The sequence below is a fragment of the Dokdonia sp. Asnod1-B02 genome, assembly GCF_045063955.1.
GTDB lineage: Bacteria > Bacteroidota > Bacteroidia > Flavobacteriales > Flavobacteriaceae > Dokdonia.
Genome location: NZ_JBEFNW010000002.1, coordinates 1682890 through 1708986 on the forward strand (window position 1 = coordinate 1682890; position 26097 = coordinate 1708986).

Below are 26097 nucleotides of genomic sequence, written 5' to 3' on the forward strand. Positions count from 1 at the left end.
TTTTCTACTGTAAGCCTAAATAAATGAATGAGCTCAAAAATTTACAATCAATCTTAACTCTTAAAGTTTCAAACCACAAAATTTTGAATAGGCTTCTATTTTGTTTAAAAGCCTCTCTTTACTACTGATTAGTATTTAATTTTATACTTTCTTAATTATTTATCCTGCTCTATTTAATAGGTCTTTGACCATACCGAATACCATATTGTTAAACTCTTCTTTAGCCTCGGCGTTGTCATTTATAACTTTGTAGAAATCAAAATTTGTAGTGACATGTTTGAGTAATTCGTCTTGTGCTATTTTATCACTAGTAATTCTAGCGTTCTGTTCGTCAGAGTGCTCAATAGAGTTTAGCATATCTTTATTTTTCGCGACTCCATTTACAATGCTTTCAGCCATTTGTCTCACTTTATCCGCATCTTCAAATTCAGTCCCGTAGCGGTCGTTGAAAGTTTGAATAATATTTGATAATTGGTCAATCTCTGGGTCACTTACGCCACCTCTCATATCTGTTGGGATAGGTTGTAAATCTTCTCCTTGTTCCATTGCTATATTAGTAGTAGCTTCTAATTGTAGTCGATAGCTATCCATATCAATACTGTCTAAAACACCTTGCGAAAAATCAGGTTCAGCTTCTGTTACTAATTTATTTTGCAAATGATTTAAGAAAATATATAAACGCTCGAGATACACACTTTCAAAGTCGACAATTTGAGAAAGGAAGATATACAAGCGCACATAGGTCTTTACCTTAGCTCTAAAATCAGCTTGCTGCTCTTCTTCTAATTCTTCTCTAAAAATAGCACTGGACTGATCCAAAATGTCGTGTAATTGGTCTACCGCTACATTTGCCAATATCTTATTTGAAAAATCTTCAACTTGTTCTCTAGAATAGACTTGGTAATTATCTAAAGCATCTTGTAAGTCAAATAGTTTATTTGGATCTGTTGCTTCTCCTAAAATGGTATTTTCAAAATATGGTTTAAAAGCTTTTTCTATATCTTCAGATGAATTAGCAAAATCTAAAACAAAAGTGTCTTTTTTTAATGGATGACTTCTGTTTAGACGCGACAAGGTTTGAACCGCATTTACTCCACCTAATTTTTTATCTACATACATTGTGTGTAGTAGTGGTTGGTCAAACCCTGTTTGGAATTTGTTTGCTACCAATAAAAACTTGTATTCGTCTTTTTCAAATTCCTCTGGAATGTTTCCACTTGGAAAACCGTTTAAACTTGACTCAGTTTCTCCATCTATTTCTCCTGAAAAACCAACAATTGCTTTATACGGACTATTGATAGATTTTAAATAGGCATCAAATGCAGTTTTGTATTGTACGGCTTTTGCTCTGCTACTTGTTACCATCATAGCTTTTGCTTTTCCTCCCATTTTCTTCTTACGAACTACATTATCCATAAAATGGTCTATCATTAAAATAGATTTCTTTTTTATGGCGTGGTCGTGTCCTTCTACATATGCTTTTAGTTTCTTTTGAGCCTTTTTCTTATCGTATTCTGGGTCGTCTTCTATTTTTTTAAGTAGAGCATAAAAGCTTTGGTAGGTTGTGTAATTCTGTAACACATCTTTTATAAAACCTTCTTCTATGGCTTGTTTCATAGAATACAAATGAAATGCTGCATATTTGGTTTTACCATCTTGCTCAAATGGTTCACCAAATAATTCTAAGGTTTTGTTTTTTGGTGTTGCTGTAAATGCAAAATAACTGGCATTAGGTAATAGTTTACGAGCTTTTACCATTGCTCTTATAAAATCTTCGCCTGTTACTTCATCATCTTCTGTTTCGTCATAGTTTTCTAAATCGCTCTGTAACTGTTCTTCGTCCGAAACTTTGGCAAGTGTTTCGTTTAATTTACGTGCCATTTGTCCGCTTAAACTACTGTGGGCTTCATCTATAATTATCCCGAAGTTATTACTTGGTAATTCTCCAATATCTTCCACAATGTGTGGGAATTTTTGAATGGTCGTAATTATGATTTTTTTACCTTCTTCTAAAGCTGTTTTTAATTGTTTACTACCATCTGTTATGGCTTGTACAACACCCTTTACTTGTTGGTATTGTTTTATGTTTTCTCGTATTTGCTTGTCTAAAACTCTGCGGTCTGTAATAACTATTACGGTATCGAAAATGGTTTTAGAACCTGATTTATCGTGTAGACCAACCAGTTGGTGTGCCAACCAAGAAATGGAATTACTTTTACCTGAACCTGCCGAATGTTGAATTAAATATTTTTGTCCAGCTCCTTTTTCTTGGGCATCTAGTAGAATACTAGAAACCGCTGTTAATTGGTGAAAACGAGGGAAAATTAATTTCTTGGTTTTCTTTATTTTTTTGTTGCCTTTAGAATCTTTGTATTCTTTTTCTTCGGTAATTAACTTGGTGTAATTTTGTAGAATATTGGTAAGACTATCTTTAGTTAAAATCTCTTTCCAAAGATAGTCTGTTTTTATACCTCCGTTTGGTTCATTTCCTGCTCCGTTCTTGTTTCCTTTATTAAACGGTAAAAAATACGAGCTGTCGCCTTTTAGTTCAGTACACATCCAAACTTCTTCTGTGTCTACTGCAAAATTAACCACCATACGACCTAAACGAAACAATTCTTCATTAGGGCCACGGTCTGTTTTGTATTGCTTTATGGCGTGTTTTACATTTTGATTGGTTAGTTCGTTTTTAAGCTCAAAACTTATTATAGGTAAACCATTAATAAAACTAACTACATCTAAAGAGTTTTTGTTTTTAGTAGAATAATACACTTGTCGCATTACCGAAAATAGATTGGCTTGGTAAAGTTCTGTGTTTTTGGTGTTGTAAGCAGAAACAGGTTTATCGTAAAACAAACGAATCTTAGTATCGGTAAAACCATCTGTTACACCCTTACGCAATACCTCAATAACACCTTTAAGTTTTATTTGGTCGTTTATGCGTTTAATTATTTTTTGTTGATACAGTTCTTTGTGGTAGCGTTTTAGTTTTTCTACTGCTTTGGGTTGGGTAGCATCTAAAAATTGAAACAAGAGTTCACTATCTAAACAATTTACGTTATCGTAATCTTGTGATGTACGCAATACATAACCATTAGTAATTACCAAATGGTCTACAATGTGCTTTTCAAAGCCGTTTTCTTTAGTGTTGGTAGTCTTACTCATTTAGTTACTCTTTTATGTTATAAGCTGTAGCGTCTTCTGCTACCATTGCTAATGGCGTTTCTACTTCTGGTATTTTAAAATCTCGAACATCTATTTTACCCGTAACCGCTTCTGATATTAAAGTGGTTTTGTATTCTTCTACTAAAGCGATTTCTTTTTCTATTGTAGAAATAGTTTTATCAATTTTAGTGGTTTCAGTTTCTATATAAATTACAATTTGTTCCTGTTCAATAACAGAAGGGCAACAAATTTTGATTTTTTTTAAATCTGCAAAACTCATTGATTGCCTTACTCCTCCACCTAAGTTGTAAAAGGCTTTAGATAAATCGTAAGAGTGAAATAACAAATGAAAATATTTAGAATTACAGTTTGTTTTAGTAGTTTCTATTGCTACGTAAGCAGAAGTAATTATACCAAAATCATATACTAGACCAGTTCTAAGACTTTTTTTATCATTTTGTAGATCTGTAAATCTAAAAATGATATTACCAGGTTCTACAATTTGGTATGTTTCATATGAATCAGGCACTAATCCATTTCCATCTAAAATTGATTTAGTAACAATTTTACCGTGACTTAAGGATAATCGATTGTTGTTTATTAAACCAATATTCTTAATTTTTCTATTTTTAAAATATTCAAAAGTATTTCTCACTTCCCAATGTTCAGGAATATCACCTAGCCATTCAATACCTGAAGGTTTTAGATTGACATTTGGATTTAAACCTTTGGTGACAGCTTGGTTAATGATTGCTGCTTTTTGCTCGATAAGTAATTCTATTAACTGTTTTTTCTTTTTTATAAAACGCTCAATTTTTTCTAGTTTGTAATCTAGAAAATTAGCTATGGCGGTTTGTTCGGGTTTTGGTGGTAGTGGTAAATATGAATCTTTAAATTTACCTGTATCGATATTTTGTCCTTCTCTAATACCAGTAACAAGAAGCGTTAAGCCACTAATGTATCTTTTAGATTTTAATAGATATCTGAAGTATTTATGTACAACTTCTTCTTGGGGTTTTAAAATTGTGTATGCAGGACTAATTATCCCTCTGTAATGAGCATATTCAATGCCTCCTTGAAAAGACCTTAGACTAATTACGAAATCACCTTTTTCTACAAGTTTTAAGGTTTCAAAATTTTTAGTAGCTGTAACTGTAGTCTTACCGTAAACTGATTTAGGAACGACACCTTTTGTTTGAGTTGCGGCCAAGAGTTCTTCATCAGGAAATCCCTTTATTGAGGTTTCTATTAGAATACGTTTAGACTTAATTATTTTCCAATTTTCAGGAACTTTTCCAAGCCAAACAACTTCTGAATTTTTATATGTAGAATATGTTTTTATATTTTTCATTATTCTACAATTTCCTTTAATAAACCATCTGTTTCGGCTTCCAACTCAAAAATCTTTTTAGAAATAGTATCTAAATCTCTCAAGGTTTCATATTGGTAGAAATATTTATTGAAGGCAATCTCATAGCCTAATTTCATTTTCTTTTTATCATACCAAGCATCAGGTGCAAAGGGTAATACTTCACGAGTAAAATAGGTATCAATGTTTTCCATCATTGGTACGTTTTCTGTATCCTTTAAATCTTTGTCCGATTTTGGCTTCCCTTTACTGTCTTTTATTATTTTTCCGTTTTCGTCTTTTTCAGGTTGATGTGTGGTTATTTGATAAAAGCCAAAATCTTCAATATCAAACACTTTAGAGTATTCATTTTCTTCAAAATCAAAATATATGTTTTGAATATCTAAAATATGATTGGATAGTAATTCTACTTTTTTATCCCCTAAACCTTTACGCATTTTACTGTAAAAAGCTTCAGAAGAAGCATTAATCAATTGTACTTTTCCTTTTCTTTCTTTTGCTTTGTTATTACTCAATATCCAAACATAGGTTGCAATACCTGTGTTGTAAAACATATCGTTCGGCAATTGTATAATACATTCTAATAAATCGTTTTCTAAAATGTATTGGCGTATGCCACTTTCTCCACTTCCTGCATCACCAGTAAATAAGGCAGAGCCATTATGTACAGAAGCTATACGGCTACCACCATCTTTTGGGTCTTTCATTTTAGAAAGCATATGTAGCATAAACATTAACTGTCCGTCATTGCTACGAGAGGTCAAACATTGTTTTTCTAGTTCACCTTTAAAGTTTTTAATTTCTAAGTTAAAACGAGTATCGTTTATTTCTATTTTTTTTGCTGTACCTACGTTGAGTTCTTTTTGGTCTTCTTTCCAACTTGTTCCATATGGTGGGTTGGTTAGCATAAAGTTAAACTTCAGGTTAGGGTCAAAACCATATTTACTCAATGTAGAACCAAATTGTATTTTGTCTGGGTCTTCTCCTTTTAGTAACATATCAGATTTACAAACCGCATACATTTCGCCTGTGTTTTCTTGACCATATAAATGAAAACTGGCTTTACTTTTTATTTCACCATCTGGGTTGGTGGCAAACTTTTTAGATTGCGTAAGCATTGCACCAGAACCTGCACAAGGGTCGTACACCAAATAGGTTCCTTTTTGTATTTTGTCTTTTACAGGCAAATACACCAAATGAGTCATTAATTCTATAATTTCTCTAGGGGTAAAGTGTCGTCCTGCTGCTGCATTGGTTTTTTCGTTAAACCTTCTGATAAGGTCTTCAAACATATATCCCATTGCCATTGGCGATATTTTCTCTGGGCGTAGTTCTACTTTTGGGCTACAAAATTTTTCAAGTAATGAAAAAGTAATACCTGTTGTTTCAAAAGTTTCTAATTGGTTACGAAACTTAAATTTTTGAATAATGTCTTGTACATTTTCAGAAAATCCGTTTAAGTAATCTAAAAAGTTAGAGTCTATATTATTTGGATCTTCCAACAATTTTTTCATTGTGTATGGAGAAGTGTTGAAAAACTCTAAACCTGAACCATGTCCTTTACTGGTTAATAATCCGTTAAGATTATCCATTTTGTTTTTATACTCATCGTAAGTTTTCAAAACTTGATCTTTGGAAGGTTCTAGAGCCAAATCCAAACGCCTTAAAACCGTCATTGGTAGAATAACGTCTTGATATTGATTTTCTAGGTATTTGTTTATCAAAACATCATCTGCAACTGTCCAGATAAAATTGATAATAGGCTGTAGGGACTGTGTATCTAAATTCATTTATTGTTATTCAAATTTGGTTATAAGATCTCGTTGTGAGATGGATTTAGTCATAACGAATGACTAATATACTATTTAAACTTTGTAAGAAATTACGGGTTTTCTCATAATGGTTAAATTTTAAGAAAATTGAGGTATTATTTTATTCAATAAACTCAATCCCCCCTACCACGCCCCACATACAACTCCATCGCTTTCTTATACTTTATCGCACCTTTCATACTCAGGTCATTAATAAAATTGTCTAGCTCAGGGTGATTGCGGGCGGTCCAGGTAATTAGGGAGTCGCGTTCTTGTTGCCACACATCCCAGTTTACATCTATGCAGGTGATTTCTTCTAGCTTGGTGATTTTGCCATCATGGAGGTATATTTTATGGCTGCAGGTGAGTGGGTTGTTCTTTAAAAATTCAAATCGTAGCGAACTCACGGCTACCGTAGCGATTACTTGCGTGCTGTCATTTTCTATGGAAACCACCTCGTAGGAGGGCTTAAATATGGAGTCCCACTTAAACTGCTCGTAGTAACTTTCTTTGTCAAAAGGCATCACATAATCTCCAGCCGTGATGGTGATGCTATCGCTTATCAAGCTGCTTATTTCCTTATAATTCCCTTCGGCAACGGCCTTGTAGTAGGCAGCGACGGTTTCTTGTGAGGTGGCTTCTTTTTGTGTGCATCCCGTGAGTATGCAGAGTAGGGTGAGGAGGAATAGGGTATATTTCATAGCGCGTGATTAGATGAATACGGGCCTAAATATACCATCTTTTATAGTGCCGTAGCTTGCAAATGAGGTGCTGTTTATGAGGTGTTGAGAGTCCGCTTTCGCGAAAGCGTGAAAACTCCACACACCATTAGTCTAAAGCTTTTAAAGGCTTGCATAAAAATAAGCCTTCACTATAGTTGGGGGAACTAGGAAGGCTTACAGTCATCGGGTAAAGAGCAAGATGTTGCTACCTGCTAACCACAATAAAATCTGAACGTCTATTTTCTAAATACTGCACCTCTGTACAGCTATCGTCTGCCTCATCACAAATGTGTATGGGCCTAGACTCACCAAATCCTTTTGCACTCTCAATGCGCGAACTCGTGGTACCATTTTTAATCAAATAGTCACGGGTAGAGATGGCTCTGTTTTCTAGTAAGCAAAGCTTTTTGTGGTTTATGATATGTTTTTTAAAATCTGTTGTGTTGTGGTGATTAAGTGTGTGCGTTTTTGCTCACTGTAGGCATCTGTATGTGCCCTGCCAAAGCTTCCTTTGTCATTATCAAAGTAGTCACCGCTATGACTCGCATAGCTAGGGTTTGTAGCGAGGTCTTGTAAAATAGTTGCTCCTTTATCTGCTGGTGACCAGTGGTGACCGTAGGCTTCTTTTACCATATTTGTATTAAGTAAAGAACCTGGGTTTACAGGGATAACCGTAAGTGCTGGCTCTTGTAACGCGAGGTCAAAGCTCCACATTAATAAAGCAAGCTTACTCTGTGCGTAGGTCTCCTGCTGGATCTCTTCTTTAGTACCTGCTAGTACGCTATCTATAACAGATGACTGCGCTGCAGAGGTCAAGTTTATAATGCGCGTGCGGTCGCTTTTTTTAAGGAGGTCGAGTAGGGAAGTGGTGAGCAGGTAAGGCGCTATATAATTTACCGCCATACGCATATCAAGCCCATCTGCCGTAAACAGCTCGCGGCTTTTAAAAACCCCTGCGTTGTTTATGAGTACATCTAGCGTTGTGAGTTTTTCATTTACCTCACTAGCCATAGCACACACTGCTGCCATACTAGAAAAATCTGCTACAAAACCGTCTATGTGTTCATTGTTAGATTCGGCTTTTATGGTGGCGATGGTCTCTGCTACTTTTGTAGCATTACGACCGTGTATGTACAAGGTATGTCCCTGTTTTGCTAGCTGTATGGCGGCTAGTTTACCTATGCCGTCAGTACTTCCAGTAATTAATATGGTCTTGCTCATTCCTATATGTGTATGTTGATGAAAACTGGCAATAGTTGTACTGCCAGTTCTTTTAATTTTATTCTTGTTCTAAGATAGTTATTAGGTCTACATTTCTTAAAAAGGAGCAACGGTATCTTTAGGACCATCAGGTAAACTCCATCGCTGGCGAGCGGTTACACTTTCTAACGCAACATCTTTAATAGTATCACTGTTGCTAGTATTTCCGTAGCTACTTTTACTACCGCGTGGTATTTGCATACGATCTCCATATAGCCACACTACTAAATTACTACGTTGCCCGCTTGTAATGGGGTGCGTAGCGTGCGGCACATTACCGCTATGGATGATTGCTTTTCCAGGCTCAAAAATAGCTTGTACCGTTTTTCCTGAAGCTTTATCATAAAAATCAACCTCAGATCCCGTAAACTTCTCATCTGGTAAGTTGATATTGATATTCAAGGTAGCTGCAGAGGCATCGGTATGTGCGTGTAAATCCTTGTCTTTATCTGGATTGTACTGTATTGAAAAACCAAAAGTCTGATTGTCATAACCGTAAGTTCCTAATAATAAACGCGCTATAGGACGCATAAAACGGTCCATCATATCATTATAAAATACCTGAAAATTAGGTGCTGCCAGATGACCTTCAGAACGAGGGTCTAACATCATTCCATATCTGTTTAATTGAATACCATAAGGTGCACGTTTTGGCACTCCTGAGTTTGCTACAGCTTCTAGATAGTTTCGAAAATCTGCTAAACGATCTAGATCAAAAAACTGTGCTACATAAACACCTGGTATAATTTCTTCCCACAAATCGGCAACAGCAGATTCATTTTCTGGGTTTTCCCAAGCGTCTTTAATGGCTTTACGTAATCGTGGGTCTAGCAAGGTTTCGTCAGGAACTAATAAATCATCTTTGTTTTCTATTTCCCATTCTGCCCAAGCAGCTTCTAGTACTTTGCGATTTTCGTTCCAAAATTGAGAGACAGATGGATCGCGTCTTAATGATAATTCTCGTGATGGTACTTCTAAAGCACGAGCTTCTGCAAGTGCATTTGTATGTTCGATGGTACTCATAATTATATGTTTTACGTATAGCTACTGCTATTATATTTTATATTTATAATAGAACTACGCACAAATGGCTGGTGGCTTTGGTAGTAAAAAATGGTGGTTGTTGTAAAAAGCAAAGTTCTGTATTTTTTAAACCTTAAACATCTATAAAATAGGTGTTTAAGGTTTAATTGCTTTCCATAGTAAGCCTATGGATGAGGTCTTAGTTAGTTACAACTACTTTACCTATTGCTTTACCACTCTCTAGTCTTGCATAAGCATCACCTACATTATCTAGTGCAAATGTGCTGTCTACAAGAGGTACTAGTGCTTTGTCTTGTGCGATATTGCTTAGTTCTTTTAAAATCGCTCCGTGCTCTTCTCGCTTGTAGTTGTGTAACATAGGGATGAGCATAAACACAACGTGTAGTGATAACCCTTTAAAGTGTGCTGGAGTAAGATCCAGGTTGCACATAGATACTGTAGTAGCAATTTGTGCATTAAGTGCTGCTGCCTCAAAAGACTTCGTAAGGTTATCTGCACCTACGGTATCATAAATAAGGTCAAAACCTGCACCATCTGTATATTTTGCTACATATGATTCAACCGTTTCTTCTTTATAGTTAATTGCCGTTGCTCCATAGCCTTCTATAATTTTTTGTTGCTCTGGTCCTCCACAAGTAGCATATACATCTGCCCCAAAGTAAATAGCTAGTTGTACCGCTACGTGGCCTACACCTCCAGAACCTCCGTGTACGAGTACTTTCTGCCCTTTTTTAATCCCTGCGCGTATTAATCCTTCATAAGCAGTAATTGCCACAAGTGGTAGTGATGCCGCCTCTGTCATAGATAAGTTGGCAGCTTTGTGAGCAATAAGTTTACTATCTGCTACGATATATTCAGCTAGCGTACCTTGTAAGTCGGCAAGGCCACCTACACAACCGTATACCTCGTCACCTACTTTAAAGTCATGTACACCTTCACCTACTGCTTCTATCACTCCTGCAAAGTCCATTCCTAATATAGCTGGTGCTGCTGGAGATAAAGGTAGGTCTGACCCCATCTTGCGTATCATGGTGTCTACCGTGTTCACACTAGAGGCTGCAATCTTGATACTCACGTGACCTGGAGTTACTGCAGGTTTTGCTACTTCGCTTGCTGTGAATGCGGCATTCTCACCGTATTCGTTGATAATCATTGCTTTCATATATGCTTTCTTTTATAGTTTGTGGTTTTCTTTGATGATACAAAGGTAGTGGGATAGGTCACTGGTCTATTTGTATATAAAATGGTTAATTAGGTATAAATAGAGGTTATTAAGTGTGTTATGATAATTTTAACGCGATAAAACCCTAAATTTGTCCCTAAATCATACTACTATGCAAGTATTAGAAGCTTATAAACCTTTTGAAATACAAGAAATGGAGTTATCTGAGTGGAAACAACGCCCAGTTAAAAACAACTTTTTTGAACTTGTGCTTATAGAAAGTGGAGAGGGTACGCAGTGTATTAATTACAACCTCTACGATTATAAAAAGGATAGTATCTTTTTACTACCTCCCTTAAAGTGTCACTCTTTTAATATAGAGAAGCGCACAAAATTTGTCTTTTTAAAGTTTACCAAGTCGTTTTTTAAAAGCTCTAATAAGATGACGCTCGATAAGTCTGAGTGGTTTAAAGAAGCAGCCTACATCTTATCTAACTATAACCAGCTGCCTGGCGATATCATTAAAAGTGATGCAGATAGGGAGCATCTCAAACAGCTTACGGCAATTATTTTAAGAGAGACTAGAAACTATGGAGAGGTCTCTGTATCGCTTATCTCAAGTCTTATGGTAAGTATCTTAGAAGTGGTTATTAGAAATATAAAAAAAGGGAGTCACTATGAGATTGTAAATACAACAAGTGATGATAGAGCAACAAATATGCTCACCTACATCAACGAGAACATTGCAAAAAGTGAATTACTCAAAGTAGATAGACTTGCAGAAACATTTATGATGTCTGCAACCTACGTAAGTGAGTTTTTTAGAAAACAGGTAGGGATGTCCTTGCGTGAGTATATTATGAAAGCCAAACTTAGACTAGTAGAGATACGTCTTCTCAACTCAGATTTCACCCTCACTGAAATCGCAGATGAGCTAGGCTTTACAGATGTAAGTCACCTCTCAAAAACATTTAAACGCTATACAGGTACTTCTGTAAGAGACTTTAAAAACGCAGGGGAGTATATGCTACTTAAAAGAGCCTCTTGTGGTGTGAGTGCTTAAGACTTGCTCGTTTGTTATAACCAATCAAATATTTATGTATGAGTGGTACGCTTTCGCGAAAGCGTGAAAACTCCACACACCATGAGTATACAACTATTAAAGGCTTGCATAAAAATAAGCCTTCACTAGCATTGGGGGAACTAGGAAGGCTTACAGTCATTGGGTAAAGAGCAAGGTGTGCTACCTGCTAACCACAATAAAATCTGAACGTCTATTTTCTAAATACTGCACCTCTGTACAGCTATCGTCTGCCTCATCACAAATGTGTATGGGCCTTGATTCACCAAACCCTTTTGCGCTCTCAATGCGCGAACTCGTGATACCGTTTTTAATTAAATAGTCTCGGGTAGCGATGGCTCTGTTTTCTGATAAGGTCTGATTATATGACGCTCCACCACGTTGATCTGTGTGGGATTCTATCTTTATGATAAGCGCAGGATATTCGTTCATAATATCAATAATGCGCTGAAGCTGTTGTGCGGCAAATATGTTGATCGCATAACGGTTAGACTCAAAATTAATAGGGTTGATTTTAATCTTTTCTATCTCACCATCTGTAACAAAAATGTCTGAAAGGTTAGCCAGTTTAAAATCTACAAAGTTAATAAGCCCATTAGGCTCTGTGCCTGTATTTAAGTCCAGCTCATCTTTTGAGTAGCCTATTTTTGATGCCTTAATATTGTATTTGATATTGCAACCCATCTGTAGGGTGTAGGTTCCTGCTGTGTCAGTAAGTGTTTCGGCTACTTGCTTATTGTTTGTATCATAAGCGATGATAGTCACTGCTGGTAATGGTGCGCCTGTTTGTGAGTCTGTAACGGTTCCTTCTAAGGTCTGGAAGCACTCACCGCGATCATATACAAAGGAGTAAATGTCATCGTCGCCTTTGCCGCCTTCTCTGTTTGAGCTAAAATATCCTTCATTTTTAGTGTTACTTGCCACATAAGCAAAGTCGTCTGCATTGCTGTTAATCCCAAGTCCGAGGTTGCGGGCATTACTGTAAATGCCGTCTCTAAGCTGCGCTTTGTAAATATCAAGGCCGCCAAAACCTACGTGACCCTTAGAGGCAAAATAGAGTTCTTTGTTTTTTACAAAAGGGAAAAAGTCATCATATGGTGTGTTTACCGCATCACCTAGATTGCGAGGTGTGGAGAGTGAGCCATCTGCTCGTATGTCACACACATAAATATCTGCACGGCCATAACCACCTGGCATGTCTGATACAAAATACAGCTGACTACCATTTGTAGTTACAAAAGGCTGCCCTATGGAATAGCCATTACCATTAATGGGAAGTTCCTCCTTGTCAAATTTGTCTTTATTAATCTGCACGCGGTAGAGCTTAAAGAAGTTTCTCTTGTTTTTTGTATAAATCTTACGCGATCCAGATTGTGCACTTGAAGCATAGACCAGCGTTTGATCATTATTATAAAAAGTAGCCGTGGCGTCGTGATACTGGGTTTCTAGCTCTTCATTAAAAAGCTTAACATTTGAGTAGGTGCCAGTACTATCTATCGTGGCTTCATAAAGCGATAGGTAAGGGGTGTTATCTCTTTTGTAGATTTTATTTTCTTCATCATTGCGAGCCGTTGAGAACACCAGTTTATTCTTATATAAGGATCCACCAAAATCTGCATAGCTAGAGTTAATATCAAGATTTGTAATCTGATAGAGCGTGTCATTTGCTAGTATGTCATTAAACCTAGACTTTTCCTCATAATATCTGTTGAGCTCTTTGTCTTTTTTGGAAAGCTTTAAATAGCCTACATAAAAATCATCTGCCGTATCATACTTTTTTAAGAAGCGTAGTACATCAAAATACTGCCAGATATGTGCAGGCTCCATCGTGTATCCTAGTGCGTCAAAGGTTTTCTTGTAAGCAATCTCTGCACGTTCATAATTCTTAAGGTTATAATGCGTGTCTGCAATATGCTGCCAGGTGGTAGGCGCTATCTTCTCTGAGTCATTGAGGTGCTCATCATAAAGTACTGCAGCATCTGCATACATATGTCTGTCATAAAGCTCATCTGCTTTTTTTAAATCATTTTGTGCATAACTAGAATATATACACATCATGAATAAAATATATAGTGATTTCTTCATAGTGGTTTGATATTAAAAGAATCTAGGTGAGAATGACATTCCCTTTTTCTTGAACAAAGAGAATTTTAAAATAACTTCATGGGTACCATCATTATAATTTGTGAACTCTGTAGTTGCATAATCAAAGGAATAGCCTAAAAATAGATTGTCAGAAATTTGAAAACCGGCCAGCGCACTTACCGCAGCATCCACTTGATAACTAGCACCTACAGTGAGTTTGTCATGAAAAAGAAAATTGGCCGAAAGATTATATCGCAACGGACTACCATTTACATAATTTACAAGTGCAGCTGGTTTAAAGCGTATGTTATCACTTATGCCAAACACATAACCCGCGGTGAGGTACGACTGGCGCTCATCTGCCACGACAGCTTCCTCCACATTATCATAATACTCATCACTAAAAAAGTCAGGCACCGAGACTCCTACATACCAATTATATTTATACAAAAAGGCACCAGCACCTAGCGTTGCCAGCAGTCTGTTATCTACATTATTTGTGAGTAGGGGATCACCTTGGTTTACAAACTCCCCTTTAGAAAAATCTACATTGAGTAACTGAGCACCTGCTTTTATCCCAAATGCGAGGTTGAGATCTCTATCTAACTGAATATTATAAGAAAAATTACCATCAAAGTTGAATCTTTCGGCAGGACCATTTACGTCTTTAGTGACATTGACTCCTAGCCCTACGCGCTCCGTGAGCGGAGTTTCAACACTGAGATTATAAGTCTCAGGTGCGCCATCAAAACCAGCCCACTGAGAACGATATATCCCCACCACATTCAACCCTTCTGAAGATCCAGCATATGCTGGATTTATAGCCATGGTATTATACATGTACTGTGTATAGTTAGGCGCTTGTTGTGCATTCATGTGTATGCTTACACAACACATAATAAGTACTAAGTAAATGTTATATATTTTAAACATAGTCGTTGTTTTTAAGTTAGATTGTTAAAGTGCAATGTATACCCATCCCGTAAGCGGCTCACTGCCATCATTTAAGTCTAAGATGTAATAGTAGGTAGATGAAGGAAGGCCGTCATTTTCATTTACAGTACCATTAGAAGTAGAAGTTCCTCTCCACACATTTGCATAGCCATCCATTTCATACACCATATTTCCAGCTCGATTGTAAATTTTCAAGTTGTTTTCTGGATATGACTCAATACAGCGTATGGTAAAAGTGTCATTAAAGCCATCACCATTGGGTGAGAATTCATTAAACACTTTAATGCAACTTGGCGTAATATCAGCTTGCGATACATTGTTAGTAAGATCACTATCCATAGGACTAGACTGCGTGATGGTTGCGATATTTAAATAATCTCCATCCTCTAGCACTACAGCGCTTATCGCTAACTCCACAGTTGCATTAGCCACCACTGAAGGAATAAGCCAAACACCAGTTGCACTATCATAAGTCCCACTATCTGTCACCGCCGATACAAATTGCAATCCAGAAGGTAATAAGTCCTCTACCTCAACATCTGTAAAGTCTGTGTCGCCTGCATTAGTCACCATAATAGTATACACAACCTCCGTGTTGAGCTGTGGCAAGGCATTATTGACCATTTTAAGAATCGTAAGATCAGAACAAGAAGCTACCTCAACGTCTAGCGTAGCATCTGCAAGAGGCATACAGCTATTAGTAGATTCATAATTTACAGCAACAGATTGCTCACCAAGTTCGTCCCATATCACAGTCACAAAATCATCTGTGAGATCGCCACCAGTGATGATTGTTCCTCCAGAAGAAATCGTCCATAAATAACCACTCATATCTGACTCAGTCTGGTAAGTGATTTCATTACCCACACAAGTCATGTCAGTACTGCTCGTAATGCTTGCACTAGCGATCTCATCTATCGTAATACTCACCTCTAGACGAGTGCTACTCTCACAGCCATTATTTACAAGAGCTCCGTAGTAATTACCAGAAACTAAAAGTGCATCTGCTGCCAATGGACTGCCGCCAGTAGCTTGAGCATACCATATTACGTCCGGTTCATTCACTTCAATATCACTTACGGTAGCCATAACATCTACACAAAATGACTGCGTGGTAGCTGTAGTCGTAGGCGTAGGCGCACTGATAATAGTCACTGTAATCGCCAGTCTGTTTGCACTCTCAATACCGTTTGTAACAAGTGCCGCATAGTAAATTGTGTTGTCCATCAATGCAGTATCGGTGGTTAAAACTGTTCCGCCAGAAGCACTGAGGTACCAATTTACAGTGGTCTCATTTACCTGAATATCTGCAATTGTAGGGTTTTCGCTTTCGCAAAAAAGTTGCTGGTCATTATCTGTCGTTACGATACCAGATTGTATGGTAAGCTCATCTACAGTCATATCTGATGCCAAATTACCTGCCAAATCCTCTGCAGTGGCTTGTACATCGTATGTCGCATCTGCTAGCTCGTTTTCATCAGAAATCTGTAAGTTCCAAGTATCATCACCATTATCGGTAAGGTTTCCATCACTTTCCATATATGTGTTTCCATCTACAATGATGGAAAGCATATCATCAGAATCTGCAGTTCCTGTAATCATTGGAGTAGTGTCACTTGTATCTTGAGGAGTCACTGTAGGCGTAATAGGAGCAGTGGTGTCAACCGTCAACTCATTAATAGTTACATCTGATGCCGAATTCCCGGTCATATCTTGAGTTGTGGCCTGTACATCATATACACCATCTGCAATGTCATTAGCTCCTGGAATTTGCAAGCTCCATGTATTATCACCATGATCGGTAAGATGTCCATCGTTTTCTACATACGTTGCATTGTCTACAATCACTGTCAGCTCATCTTCCGAATCTGCAGTACCCTCAATAAGTGGGGTCGTATCTGTCGTTATTTGAGAGATTACCGTTGGAATATTAGGAGCATCCGTATCGATTATCAATTCGTCGGTAGTAGTATCTGAGGCAGTATTTCCAACCGTATCTTCCACCGAAGCATCCACATCATAGGTTCCATCTGGTAGTTCGCTACCATTTGGTATTTGTAAGCTCCAAGTATCATCACCGTTATCAGTAAGGTTTCCATCACCTTCATTGTAGGTAACTCCATTTACAATTACTGTTAGTTCATCGTCAGAATCTGCAGTACCAGTAATGAGTGGAGTGTTGTCATTCGTAGTTTGAGCAGTAACCGTAGGAGTCGTTGGGGAAACAGAGTCAACGGTTAATTCATCTGTAGTAGTATCAGAAGCAGTGTTTCCAACCGCATCTTCAACGGAAACCTCTACATCATAAGTTCCATCTGGCAGTTCGCTTCCATCAGGTATTTGTAAGCTCCAAGTATCATCTCCGTTATCGATGAGGATTCCATCACCTTCGGTGTAGGTTACACCATTTACAATTACTGTCAGCTCATCATCAGAATCTGCTGTTCCTGTAATAAGCGGAGTGGTGTCGTTTGTAGTTTGTGCAGTAACCGTAGGAGTCGTTGGGGAAACAGAGTCAATGGTTAATTCATCAGTAGTATTATCAGAAGCCGTATTACCCACCGTATCTTCCACCGAAGCATCTACATCATAAGTTCCATCTAGTAATTCACTTCCACTCGGTATTTGCAGAGACCAAGTATTATCACCGTTATCTATAAGATCCGCTCCAGTTTCCAAATAAGTAACACCATTTACTATTACAGTCAGCTCATCATCAGAATCTGCTGTTCCTGTAATCAGTGGAGTGGTGTCGTTTGTAGTTTGTGCAGTAACCGTAGGAGTCGTTGGGGAAACAGAGTCAATGGTTAATTCATCAATTGTTATATCTGAAGCCGTATTTCCAACCGAATCTTCCACAGAAGCATCCACATCATAAGTCCCATCTGGTAATTCGTTACCATCAGGAATTTGCAGAGACCAAGTATCATCTCCGTTGTCTGTAAGATCCGCTCCAGTTTCCAAGTAAGTAACTCCATTTACAATTACTGTTAGTTCATCATCAGAATCTGCTGTTCCTGTAATCAGAGGAGTAATATCATTCGTAGTTTGTGCAGTAACCGTAGGAGTCGTTGGGGAAACAGAGTCAATGGTCAATTCATCAATTGTATTGTCAGAAGCAGTATTTCCAACCGAATCTTCCACAGATGCATCTACATCATAAGTTCCATCTGGAATTTCACTTCCATTAGGTATTTGTAGAGACCAAGTATCATCACCATTGTCGATGAGGTTTCCATCACCTTCGGTGTAGGTGATTTCATTTACAATTACCGTCAGCTGATCATCAGAATCTGCTGTTCCTGTAATAAGCGGAGTGGTGTCATTCGTAGTTTGAGTAATAACTGTTGGAGTCGTTGGGGAAACAGAGTCAATGGTTAATTCATCAATTGTTATATCTGAAGCCGTATTTCCAACCGTATCTTCCACAGAAGCATCCACATCATAGGTTCCATCTAGTAATTCACTTCCATTCGGTATTTGTAATGACCACGTATCATCTCCATTATCTGTGAGATCGGCTCCAGCTTCTAGGTAAGTAACTCCATTTACAATTACCGTCAGCTCATCATCAGAATCAGCAGTACCTGTAATCAGCGGGGTAGTGTCATTTGTAGTTTGCGCAGTAACCGTTGGAGTGGTAGGCGCAGTTGCGTCAATGACTAATTCATCAGTAGTAGTATCAGATGCAGTATTTCCAACCGTATCTTCCACAGAAGCACCTATATCATAGGTTCCATCTGGTAGTTCGCTACCATCAGGAATTTGCAGAGACCAAGTATTATCACCGTTATCGATGAGGTTTCCATCACCTTCGATGTAGGTTACACCATTTACAATTACGGTCAACTCATCGTCAGAATCTGCCGTACCAATAATCAGCGGAGTGGTGTCGTTGGTGGTTTGAGCAGTAACCGTTGGCGTAGTTGGCGCAGTAGCGTCAATTATTAGTTCATCGGTTGTGGTATCAGAAGCAGTGTTTCCAACCGTATCTTCCACAGAGGCATCTACATCATAGGTTCCATCTGGAATTTCACTTCCATTCGGTATTTGTAAGCTCCACGTATCATCACCGTTATCTGTAAGATCCGCTCCAGTTTCCAAATAAGTAACTCCATTTACTATTACAGTCAGCTCATCATCAGAATCTGCTGTTCCTGTAATAAGCGGCGTGGTGTCATTGGTGGTTTGAGGATTTACTGTTGGAGTTGTAGGTGCAGTAGCATCAATTACTAATTCATCTGTAGTAGTATCAGAAGCCATATTTCCAACAGCATCTTCCACAGAAGCATCCACGTCATAGGTTCCATCTGGTAGTTCGCTACCATCAGGAATCTGTAAGCTCCAAGTATCATCACCATTATCTATAAGATCCGCTCCAGTTTCCAAATAAGTTACTCCATTTACAATTACTGTTAGCTCATCATCAGAGTCTGCCGTACCAGTGATTAGCGGAGTACTGTCGTTTGTAGTTTGCGGATTTACTGTTGGAGTTGTAGGTGCAGTTGCGTCAATTATTAATTCATCAATTGTATTGTCAGAAGCTGTATTCCCAACAGTATCTTCTACAGAGGCATCTACATCATAGGTTCCATCTGGTAGTTCGCTACCATCAGGTATTTGTAAGCTCCAAGTATCATCTCCGTTATCTGTAAGATTTGCTCCAGTTTCAGGGTAAGTAACTCCATTTACTATTACAGTGAGCTCATCATCCGAATCTGCTGTACCAGTAATCAGCGGAGTGGTGTCATTCGTAATTTGTGCAGTAACTGTTGGCATAGTAGGCGCAGTAGCGTCAATAATTAGTTCATCTGTAGTAGTATCAAAAGCAGTATTTCCAACAGTATCTTCTACAGAAGCATCTACATCATAAGTTCCATCTGGTAGTTCGCTACCATCAGGTATTTGTAGAGACCAAGTATCATCTCCATTATCTGTAAGATCCGTTCCAGTTTCCAGATAAGTAACTCCATTTACAATTATAGTCAGCTCATCATCAGAATCTGCTGTTCCTGTAACCAGTGGAGTGGTGTCATTCGTAGTTTGTGAATCTACCGTTGGAGTCGTAGGCGCAGTTGCGTCAATGACTAATTCATTGGTTGTAGTATCAGATGCAGTATTTCCAACCGCATCTTCCACAGAAGCATTTACATCATAGGTTCCATCTAGTAGTTCGCTACCATCAGGAATTTGTAGAGACCAAGTATCATCTCCATTATCTGTAAGATCCGTTCCAGTTTCCAGATAAGTAACTCCATTTACAATTATAGTCAGCTCATCATCAGAATCTGCTGTTCCTGTAACCAGTGGAGTGGTGTCATTCGTAGTTTGTGAATCTACCGTTGGAGTCGTAGGCGCAGTTGCGTCAATGACTAATTCATTGGTTGTAGTATCAGATGCAGTATTTCCAACCGCATCTTCCACAGAAGCATTTACATCATAGGTTCCATCTAGTAGTTCGCTACCATCAGGAATTTGTAGAGACCAAGTATCATCTCCATTATCTGTAAGATCCGTTCCAGTTTCCAGATAAGTAACTCCATTTACAATTATAGTCAGCTCATCATCAGAATCTGCTGTTCCTGTAACCAGTGGAGTGGTGTCATTCGTAGTTTGTGAATCTACCGTTGGAGTCGTAGGCGCAGTTGCGTCAATGACTAATTCATTGGTTGTAGTATCAGATGCAGTATTTCCAACCGCATCTTCCACAGAAGCATTTACATCATAGGTTCCATCTAGTAGTTCGCTACCATCAGGAATTTGTAAGCTCCAGGTATCATCTCCATTATCTGTAAGATCTGCTCCAGTTTCAAGATATGTTATACCATTTACAATTACTGTTAGCTCATCTTCAGAATCTGCTGTTCCTGTAATCAGCGGAGTGGTGTCATTCGTAATTTGTGCAGTAACTGTTGGAGTAGTTGGCGCAGTTGCGTCAATTACTAATTCATCTGCAGTAGTATCAGAAGCAGTATTTCCAACCGTATCTTCTACAGAAACCTCAACATCATAAGTTCCATCTGGTAGTTCGCTACCATTAGGAATTTGTAGAGACCAAGTATCATCACCATTATCGATGAGGTTTCCATCACCTTCGGTGTAGGTGATTTCATTTACAATTACCGTCAGCTCATCATCAGAATCTGCTGTACCAGTAATGAGCGGTGTGGTGTCATTTGTAGTTTGAGGAGTAACTGTTGGACTATTTGGAGCAGTAGCGTCAATTATCAACTCGTCTGTAGTGTTATCAGAAGCTGTATTTCCAACCGTATCTTCTACCGAAGCATCCACATCATAGGTTCCATCTGGTAGTTCACTTCCATCAGGAATTTGTAGAGACCACGTATCATCTCCGTTATCTATGAGGTTTCCATCACCTTCGGTGTAGGTTATTCCGTTTACAATTACTGTTAGCTCATCATCAGAATCTGCTGTTCCTGTAATCAGCGGTGTAGTGTCGTTTGTAGTTTGAGCAGTAACCGTAGGAGTAGTAGGTGCGGTCGCATCAATTATCAGTTCATCTGTAGTAGTATCAGAAGCAGTATTGCCAACAGTATCTTCCACAGAAGCATCTACATCATAAGTTCCATCTGGAATTTCACTTCCATCAGGTATTTGTAGAGACCAAGTATCATCACCATTATCGATGAGGTTTCCGTCACCTTCTGTGTAGGTAACTCCGTTTACAATTACAGTCAGCTCATCATCAGAATCTGCCGTACCTGTAATCAGCGGAGTTGTATCATTTGTTGTCTGAGCGGTAACCGTTGGAGTTGTAGGTGCAGTAGCATCAATTACTAATTCATCTGTTGTAGTATCAGAAGCAGTGTTTCCAAAAGTATCTTCCACAGAAGCATCTACATCATAGGTTTCATCTGGTAGTTCGCTTCCATCAGGTATTTGTAAGTTCCACGTATCATCACCATTATCTGTAAGATCCGTTCCAGTTTCCAAATAAGTAACACCATTTACAATTACTGTTAGCTCATCATCAGAATCTGCTGTACCCGTAATTATCGGAGTGGTGTCGTTGGTGGTTTGAGCATCTACAGTAGGAATGGTGGGATTGTCAATATCTACCGTGTAAGCCTCACTATCAATAGCTGTGGCAGTACATAATGTACCGACAACCGTTATCGAAGCGTCAATGGATGAATCTGCGTCAAGTACTAATTCAGCACCTGGAATGTCTCTAGCAAAGTTTAAACCTGCATCCAATAATGTAGTGTACTCTGTATTATTTACAGTAATTATTACTTCATCATTTTCTTGAGCATCTCCCGAAACTGTACCAGTAATGGTGATGTCATTATCTTGCTCAATACTATTTATAGTATCATCGGCTGTAATATTCTCTGTAAGATTTATAGAGATATTAGGAGTGTTTGCAAGAATAATAGAGACTTGTCTTAAATCGCCAGGACTATTCTCACAGCCAGTAGCTGGTTCTGTTGTAGAAATAAATATGTTATCAGGATTGTTAGCATCATTTAATCCAGTTATTTCAAGCTTGCTATCATTGATTACGTAAACGATTCCATCTGCAGTAAGCCCATTAGTAATCTCTACATTTTTATTAGGATCAAAGTAATATTTGAAGTCATTTGAGATCGTACTTGACGGTACAATCTCTAGTACTTCAGGTAAACATATGGCAGTATCAAAACCTGCTACTAAGATATCTGAAGATTTTGGAGTAGGGTTAATTGTTACTAAAACTGGAGTTCGTACAGACGCTACAGTACATCCATTTGCCGTAGCAGCGGCATAGAAAGTGGTGCTTTCTGTTAATGATGAAGTGGTAAATGCCTCACCACTATCTACCGTAGCTAGTAAATTTCCACCTTGCTCTTCATCATACCACTCTATTTGTGAGTTTGTAGTATCAGTAGTAGCAATAAGTTCTGCGGTGCTATTTTCACATAAAGTGATATTTTGAGAAGCTGCAGCAATTTCAGGAATGGCAGGAGTAACGGCTACATCGTATAAATCAAGTCGCTGACTTAATGAAGTGTTCAAGAGTGAGGAATAACTAACGACAATTCTATCTACGGGCGCAGACACATCAAAGTCAATGTCTACAGGAGTATTACTTTGTAAAAGATTTATTAATTCCAGATTTAATAAGGATCCTAAGTTTCTCGATGCAATTAGATTTGAACCGTTATATGCTTCAAATTGGATATTATTTGCCACTCCAAGCGCTAATAAACTAGGATCGACAGCAAGTCTAATTTTGAAATCTTCTGTAGGTTGTGAAGCATTCTGAAAATAAATTACCTGCTCTACAGTCGCTGCCACAGATAATACACCTAAGCTTAACTCTGAGAATGTAGCGAGATCTCCATCAATTGCATTTTCAATATTTGTAACCCCAGCGCCTCCTAGATTTATTAAATCTAGATTAAGCCCAGTCCCGTCAAATGAGGTAAATGAAGGAGTGTTGCAAATAGGAGCATCTGCCCCATAGAAAGCTCCATAAACTTTTAAAGAACGTTCTTGATTTAGTCCAATTAAGGAACCTATACTATTTGTAATTTCTATACTGCTATATGGTTGGTCTGGTGTGAGTGCTATATAATAATCTCCCTGTGCATCGGTCACTATTTGTGTTCTAGCACCGCTAAATGTATTAGGGTCTGATGATACTGCACTTAGCACGGTAGTATTACCATTTAATGCCTTTACAGTAAATTCTTGATTACCTATTAGTACAATCCCCAATACATCTGCAAGTAAATTACCGAGACTACCGCCTAATAAGGATGGTAACAAGTCATCTTCTGTTTCTATTTTAATGTATGATGTTGTATTTGCAGGCAGTAGTTCTCCATATGATAACTCAAGAACACCATCATATGCACCAAAAAAAAGCGTTCCAGAATTTGCTCTAACCTCGGCGAAATCTGTTAAATCTTGATTGGTAGCCAAATTGGCATCATCAACATTTTCTTGATTGGTTATAATTGTCGCAAAAGTTTGTTCTTGCGCACTGACAGAAAAGCAGGCAAATAATAAAATAAATAGAAAGCCGCTCAGGGATGATGGAAAAGTAATTTTTCTCTTCATGATAGTAGTCTTAAATTATTTTAATAAAACATCTAACTAATGAATGTCGAGTACACATCATTAAAAACAATAAAATTGCAATTTGATTAATCGTATAAGAGTCCGCTTAATCAAAGTAATACCAGACTTCAGTTTTGTTTAGGACTGTTGTGAGGTATTTTAGTAATTAAGAACTTTTACTTGTATAAAATTGGTTGTAGATCGTTGATTTATACAAGTTTAATATGTAGGAAAATTATTGAAATGATTTCTTATTAGCAAGACTAAATACAACTAATATGAATTAATTAACACTTAAACGTTATAAATTAGCATTTGATAGAATTTTACAAGTATAAATTATTAGCATCAGTCACTTAAATTTAACCTAGAGGTAATAAACTTTGCTTTCGCGAAAGAGTAGCTAAACAAAACTGTTAAAATATGATGACTTGTTGAATAAATTGTACTTGTATAAAAGTCGATACACATCATTTATAAGTTGAAAATGACCCATAATATTAGTAGATAAGACCAATAAGTAATCACTTAAATTTGCAGTAAGAGGAAAACCTCAGAAAAGAGAATACTGTACTATGGATATGCTACAATTAAGAACTGTAAATGTTGTGCAATACTTGCAACCTTTACGAGAAGGAGGATCACTTCCAGCTTTAGTCAAAGCAGACGATGATTATTTATATGTGCTCAAGTTTAGAGGAGCGGGACAAGGAAAGAAGGCACTTATAGCCGAGCTACTAGGAGGAGAAATAGCAAGAGCGATAGGTCTGCATGTTCCGGAGCTTGTGTTTATGCATCTGGATGACTCTTTTAGTAAAACAGAGCCAGATGAGGAGATTCAGGATTTATTGAAGTTTAGCGTAGGGTTAAACTTTGGGCTTCATTTCTTATCTGAGGCGATTACTTATGATCCGCTGGTGAGTACCGTAGACGCGCTTACAGCATCAAAAATAGTATTACTAGACTGCATCATTAGCAATATAGACAGAACGGCAAAAAATACAAATCTCCTGCAGTGGCATAATGAGATATGGGTGATAGATAACGGTGCGAGTTTTTATTTTCACCATGACTGGAAAAATTGGAAAAATCACCTAGAGCGTACTTTTCCGCTTGTAAAAGATCATGTATTGCTAGAAAAAGCAACACAATTACCAGAAGCTGCAACTGCAATCAAAAAGCTATTAACGCAAGAAAAGCTAGAAGATATTATAGCACATATTCCAGAAGACTGGTTAATATCTGAGTTTGACACGATGATTCCTAGTGATATGAGAGCGGCCTATCTTGAGTTTGTAAATTCTAGATTATCAAAAATTGATATCTTAGTAAAAGAAGGAGAAGATGCAAGATAAATATACCTTTGAGTACGCCACCATTAGAATTGTGCCTAAAGTAGAACGAGAAGAGTTCTTTAATGTAGGTGTCATTGTCTTTTCAAAAAAGAAAAAATACTTAGGCATAAAGTTTCATATATGCCCAGATAAGTGGAAAGCCTTCTGTACAGATGTAGAGATTGCAAGGTATCAAGCATATCTAGAAGCCTGGAAAGAGGTGTGCAAAGGAGCACCTGCTGGAGGTCGCATAGGCGCTATGGAACTATCAGACAGATTTAGATGGCTTACTGCTTGTAGAAGCACTATCATACAAAGCTCTAAAACGCATCCGGGTTTATGTGAAGATCCAGCGAGTATGCTAGAAGAGATCTTTGCTAAAAACGTGTTGTAACCTTATATATCTTTTTAGCTGGCTTTCGCCAAAATTAACGATACCCACCCATGAAGAAAATACTTGTATTATTCTCGCATCCTAAATTTGAAAAATCTAGGGCAAATACGTCACTAGTATCACACATTCAAGATATGGAGGATGTTACTTTTCATGATCTTTATGAGCAATACCCAGATTTCCATATTGACGTAGATGCCGAAAAGGAGTTGCTTGCTGCACATGATATCATCGTATGGCACCATCCATTATATTGGTATAGCTGTCCGCCTTTAATGAAGCAGTGGATTGATATGGTGTTAGAATTTGGGTGGGCATATGGACCAAATGGTAATGCCCTTAAGGGAAAAACTTGCTTAAATGTGATTACCACAGGTGGCTCAAAAGAGGTGTATTGTGCTCAAGGAAGCAATAGCTTTACCATCAATGAATTTTTAAGACCCTTTGAACAAACAGCAATCTTATGCGGGATGCAGTATTATCCACCATTTGCAGTCATGGGTACGCACCAATTGAGTGACAATCAGTTAGACACTCACTCGAGTACTTATAAATCATTATTAGAGTTACTCCAGAAGGAAGCTGTTGTACTAGGTGTAGATAACTGCGTATTTTTAAATGATTTGCCACAATTAAAAACTCAGTAA

Annotated in this window: 16 protein-coding genes; 5 read left to right on the top strand and 11 right to left on the bottom strand. The window is 37.8% G+C overall.

Annotation, left to right across the window (positions count from 1 at the left end):
- Nucleotides 1-159 precede the first annotated feature (159 nt).
- The 8 genes from ACJJVU_RS07755 to ACJJVU_RS07790 all read right to left on the bottom strand — a co-directional run bounded on the left by ACJJVU_RS07755 (nt 160) and on the right by ACJJVU_RS07790 (nt 10533).
- Entirely contained in the window at nt 160-3165 is a 3006-nt protein-coding gene (locus tag ACJJVU_RS07755) for a type I restriction endonuclease subunit R (RefSeq protein ID WP_405223916.1), read from the bottom strand.
- A gap of 4 nt (nt 3166-3169) precedes the next feature.
- A complete protein-coding gene (locus ACJJVU_RS07760) occupies nt 3170-4516 on the bottom strand; it encodes a restriction endonuclease subunit S (RefSeq protein WP_405223918.1) in 1347 nt (448 codons plus the stop codon).
- Nucleotides 4516-6324 carry an N-6 DNA methylase gene (locus ACJJVU_RS07765; protein WP_405223920.1) on the bottom strand — a complete coding sequence of 603 codons (1809 nt, stop codon included), beginning with the start codon at nt 6322-6324 and terminating at the stop codon, nt 4516-4518. Before ACJJVU_RS07765 ends, ACJJVU_RS07760 begins: the two co-directional genes overlap by 1 nt.
- A 155-nt stretch (nt 6325-6479) precedes the next feature.
- A complete protein-coding gene (locus ACJJVU_RS07770; protein WP_405223922.1) occupies nt 6480-7046 on the bottom strand; it encodes a hypothetical protein in 567 nt (188 codons plus the stop codon).
- A 226-nt stretch (nt 7047-7272) separates the two neighbouring features.
- On the bottom strand, nt 7273-7428 hold the full coding sequence (locus tag ACJJVU_RS07775; protein ID WP_405223924.1) for a hypothetical protein: 156 nt from the start codon (nt 7426-7428) through the stop codon (nt 7273-7275).
- Nucleotides 7429-7481: 53 nt separating this feature from the next.
- Nucleotides 7482-8288 (bottom strand): SDR family NAD(P)-dependent oxidoreductase, encoded by an 807-nt coding sequence (locus tag ACJJVU_RS07780; RefSeq protein ID WP_405223926.1) that lies wholly within the window; start codon nt 8286-8288, stop codon nt 7482-7484.
- Nucleotides 8289-8384: 96 nt separating this feature from the next.
- Nucleotides 8385-9350 (bottom strand): 2OG-Fe(II) oxygenase, encoded by a 966-nt coding sequence (locus ACJJVU_RS07785; RefSeq protein WP_405223928.1) that lies wholly within the window; start codon nt 9348-9350, stop codon nt 8385-8387.
- A 199-nt stretch (nt 9351-9549) separates the two neighbouring features.
- The gene (locus ACJJVU_RS07790; RefSeq protein ID WP_405223930.1) at nt 9550-10533 is read right to left on the bottom strand and encodes a zinc-dependent alcohol dehydrogenase family protein; all 984 of its coding nucleotides are present in this window, start codon (nt 10531-10533) and stop codon (nt 9550-9552) included.
- A gap of 172 nt (nt 10534-10705) precedes the next feature.
- Here ACJJVU_RS07790 and ACJJVU_RS07795 point away from each other — a divergent pair, with 172 nt between their 5' ends.
- Complete coding sequence (locus ACJJVU_RS07795) at nt 10706-11596, top strand: AraC family transcriptional regulator (RefSeq protein WP_405223932.1); 891 nt, start codon at nt 10706-10708, stop codon at nt 11594-11596.
- 38 nt (nt 11597-11634) lie between these two features.
- On the top strand, nt 11635-11763 hold the full coding sequence (locus ACJJVU_RS07800) for a hypothetical protein (RefSeq protein ID WP_405223934.1): 129 nt from the start codon (nt 11635-11637) through the stop codon (nt 11761-11763).
- Nucleotides 11764-11776: 13 nt separating this feature from the next.
- On the opposite strand, the gene ACJJVU_RS07805 is transcribed toward ACJJVU_RS07800, so the two are convergent.
- Genes ACJJVU_RS07805 through ACJJVU_RS07815 form a run of 3 tightly spaced genes read right to left on the bottom strand, consistent with a single transcriptional unit; the run spans nt 11777 to nt 23722 of the window.
- The gene (locus ACJJVU_RS07805; RefSeq protein WP_405223936.1) at nt 11777-13699 is read right to left on the bottom strand and encodes an OmpA family protein; all 1923 of its coding nucleotides are present in this window, start codon (nt 13697-13699) and stop codon (nt 11777-11779) included.
- A 12-nt stretch (nt 13700-13711) separates the two neighbouring features.
- Nucleotides 13712-14632: a type IX secretion system membrane protein PorP/SprF gene (locus tag ACJJVU_RS07810; protein WP_405223938.1), complete on the bottom strand. Its 921-nt coding sequence runs from the start codon at nt 14630-14632 to the stop codon at nt 13712-13714.
- Nucleotides 14633-14656: 24 nt separating this feature from the next.
- Nucleotides 14657-23722 (bottom strand): Ig-like domain-containing protein, encoded by a 9066-nt coding sequence (locus tag ACJJVU_RS07815; protein WP_405223940.1) that lies wholly within the window; start codon nt 23720-23722, stop codon nt 14657-14659.
- A 575-nt stretch (nt 23723-24297) separates the two neighbouring features.
- Here ACJJVU_RS07815 and ACJJVU_RS07820 point away from each other — a divergent pair.
- Genes ACJJVU_RS07820 through ACJJVU_RS07830 form a run of 3 tightly spaced genes read left to right on the top strand, consistent with a single transcriptional unit; the run spans nt 24298 to nt 26097 of the window.
- Entirely contained in the window at nt 24298-25077 is a 780-nt protein-coding gene (locus ACJJVU_RS07820) for a HipA family kinase (protein WP_405223942.1), read from the top strand.
- A complete protein-coding gene (locus tag ACJJVU_RS07825; protein ID WP_379953268.1) occupies nt 25067-25450 on the top strand; it encodes a DUF3037 domain-containing protein in 384 nt (127 codons plus the stop codon). Before ACJJVU_RS07820 ends, ACJJVU_RS07825 begins: the two co-directional genes overlap by 11 nt.
- 50 nt (nt 25451-25500) lie before the next feature.
- Entirely contained in the window at nt 25501-26097 is a 597-nt protein-coding gene (locus ACJJVU_RS07830; RefSeq protein WP_405223944.1) for an NAD(P)H-dependent oxidoreductase, read from the top strand.

Bases quoted from the DNA above. Each gene is read 5' to 3' on its own strand.
- ACJJVU_RS07755 (WP_405223916.1), bottom strand. From the start codon at position 3,165: ATGAGTAAGACTACCAACACTAAAGAAAACGGCTTTGAAAAGCACATT.
- ACJJVU_RS07760 (WP_405223918.1), bottom strand. From the start codon at position 4,516: ATGAAAAATATAAAAACATATTCTACATATAAAAATTCAGAAGTTGTT.
- ACJJVU_RS07765 (WP_405223920.1), bottom strand. From the start codon at position 6,324: ATGAATTTAGATACACAGTCCCTACAGCCTATTATCAATTTTATCTGG.
- ACJJVU_RS07770 (WP_405223922.1), bottom strand. From the start codon at position 7,046: ATGAAATATACCCTATTCCTCCTCACCCTACTCTGCATACTCACGGGA.
- ACJJVU_RS07780 (WP_405223926.1), bottom strand. From the start codon at position 8,288: ATGAGCAAGACCATATTAATTACTGGAAGTACTGACGGCATAGGTAAA.
- ACJJVU_RS07785 (WP_405223928.1), bottom strand. From the start codon at position 9,350: ATGAGTACCATCGAACATACAAATGCACTTGCAGAAGCTCGTGCTTTA.
- ACJJVU_RS07790 (WP_405223930.1), bottom strand. From the start codon at position 10,533: ATGAAAGCAATGATTATCAACGAATACGGTGAGAATGCCGCATTCACA.
- ACJJVU_RS07795 (WP_405223932.1), top strand. From the start codon at position 10,706: ATGCAAGTATTAGAAGCTTATAAACCTTTTGAAATACAAGAAATGGAG.
- ACJJVU_RS07800 (WP_405223934.1), top strand. From the start codon at position 11,635: ATGAGTGGTACGCTTTCGCGAAAGCGTGAAAACTCCACACACCATGAG.
- ACJJVU_RS07805 (WP_405223936.1), bottom strand. From the start codon at position 13,699: ATGAAGAAATCACTATATATTTTATTCATGATGTGTATATATTCTAGT.
- ACJJVU_RS07810 (WP_405223938.1), bottom strand. From the start codon at position 14,632: ATGTTTAAAATATATAACATTTACTTAGTACTTATTATGTGTTGTGTA.
- ACJJVU_RS07815 (WP_405223940.1), bottom strand. From the start codon at position 23,722: ATGAAGAGAAAAATTACTTTTCCATCATCCCTGAGCGGCTTTCTATTT.
- ACJJVU_RS07820 (WP_405223942.1), top strand. From the start codon at position 24,298: ATGGATATGCTACAATTAAGAACTGTAAATGTTGTGCAATACTTGCAA.
- ACJJVU_RS07825 (WP_379953268.1), top strand. From the start codon at position 25,067: ATGCAAGATAAATATACCTTTGAGTACGCCACCATTAGAATTGTGCCT.
- ACJJVU_RS07830 (WP_405223944.1), top strand. From the start codon at position 25,501: ATGAAGAAAATACTTGTATTATTCTCGCATCCTAAATTTGAAAAATCT.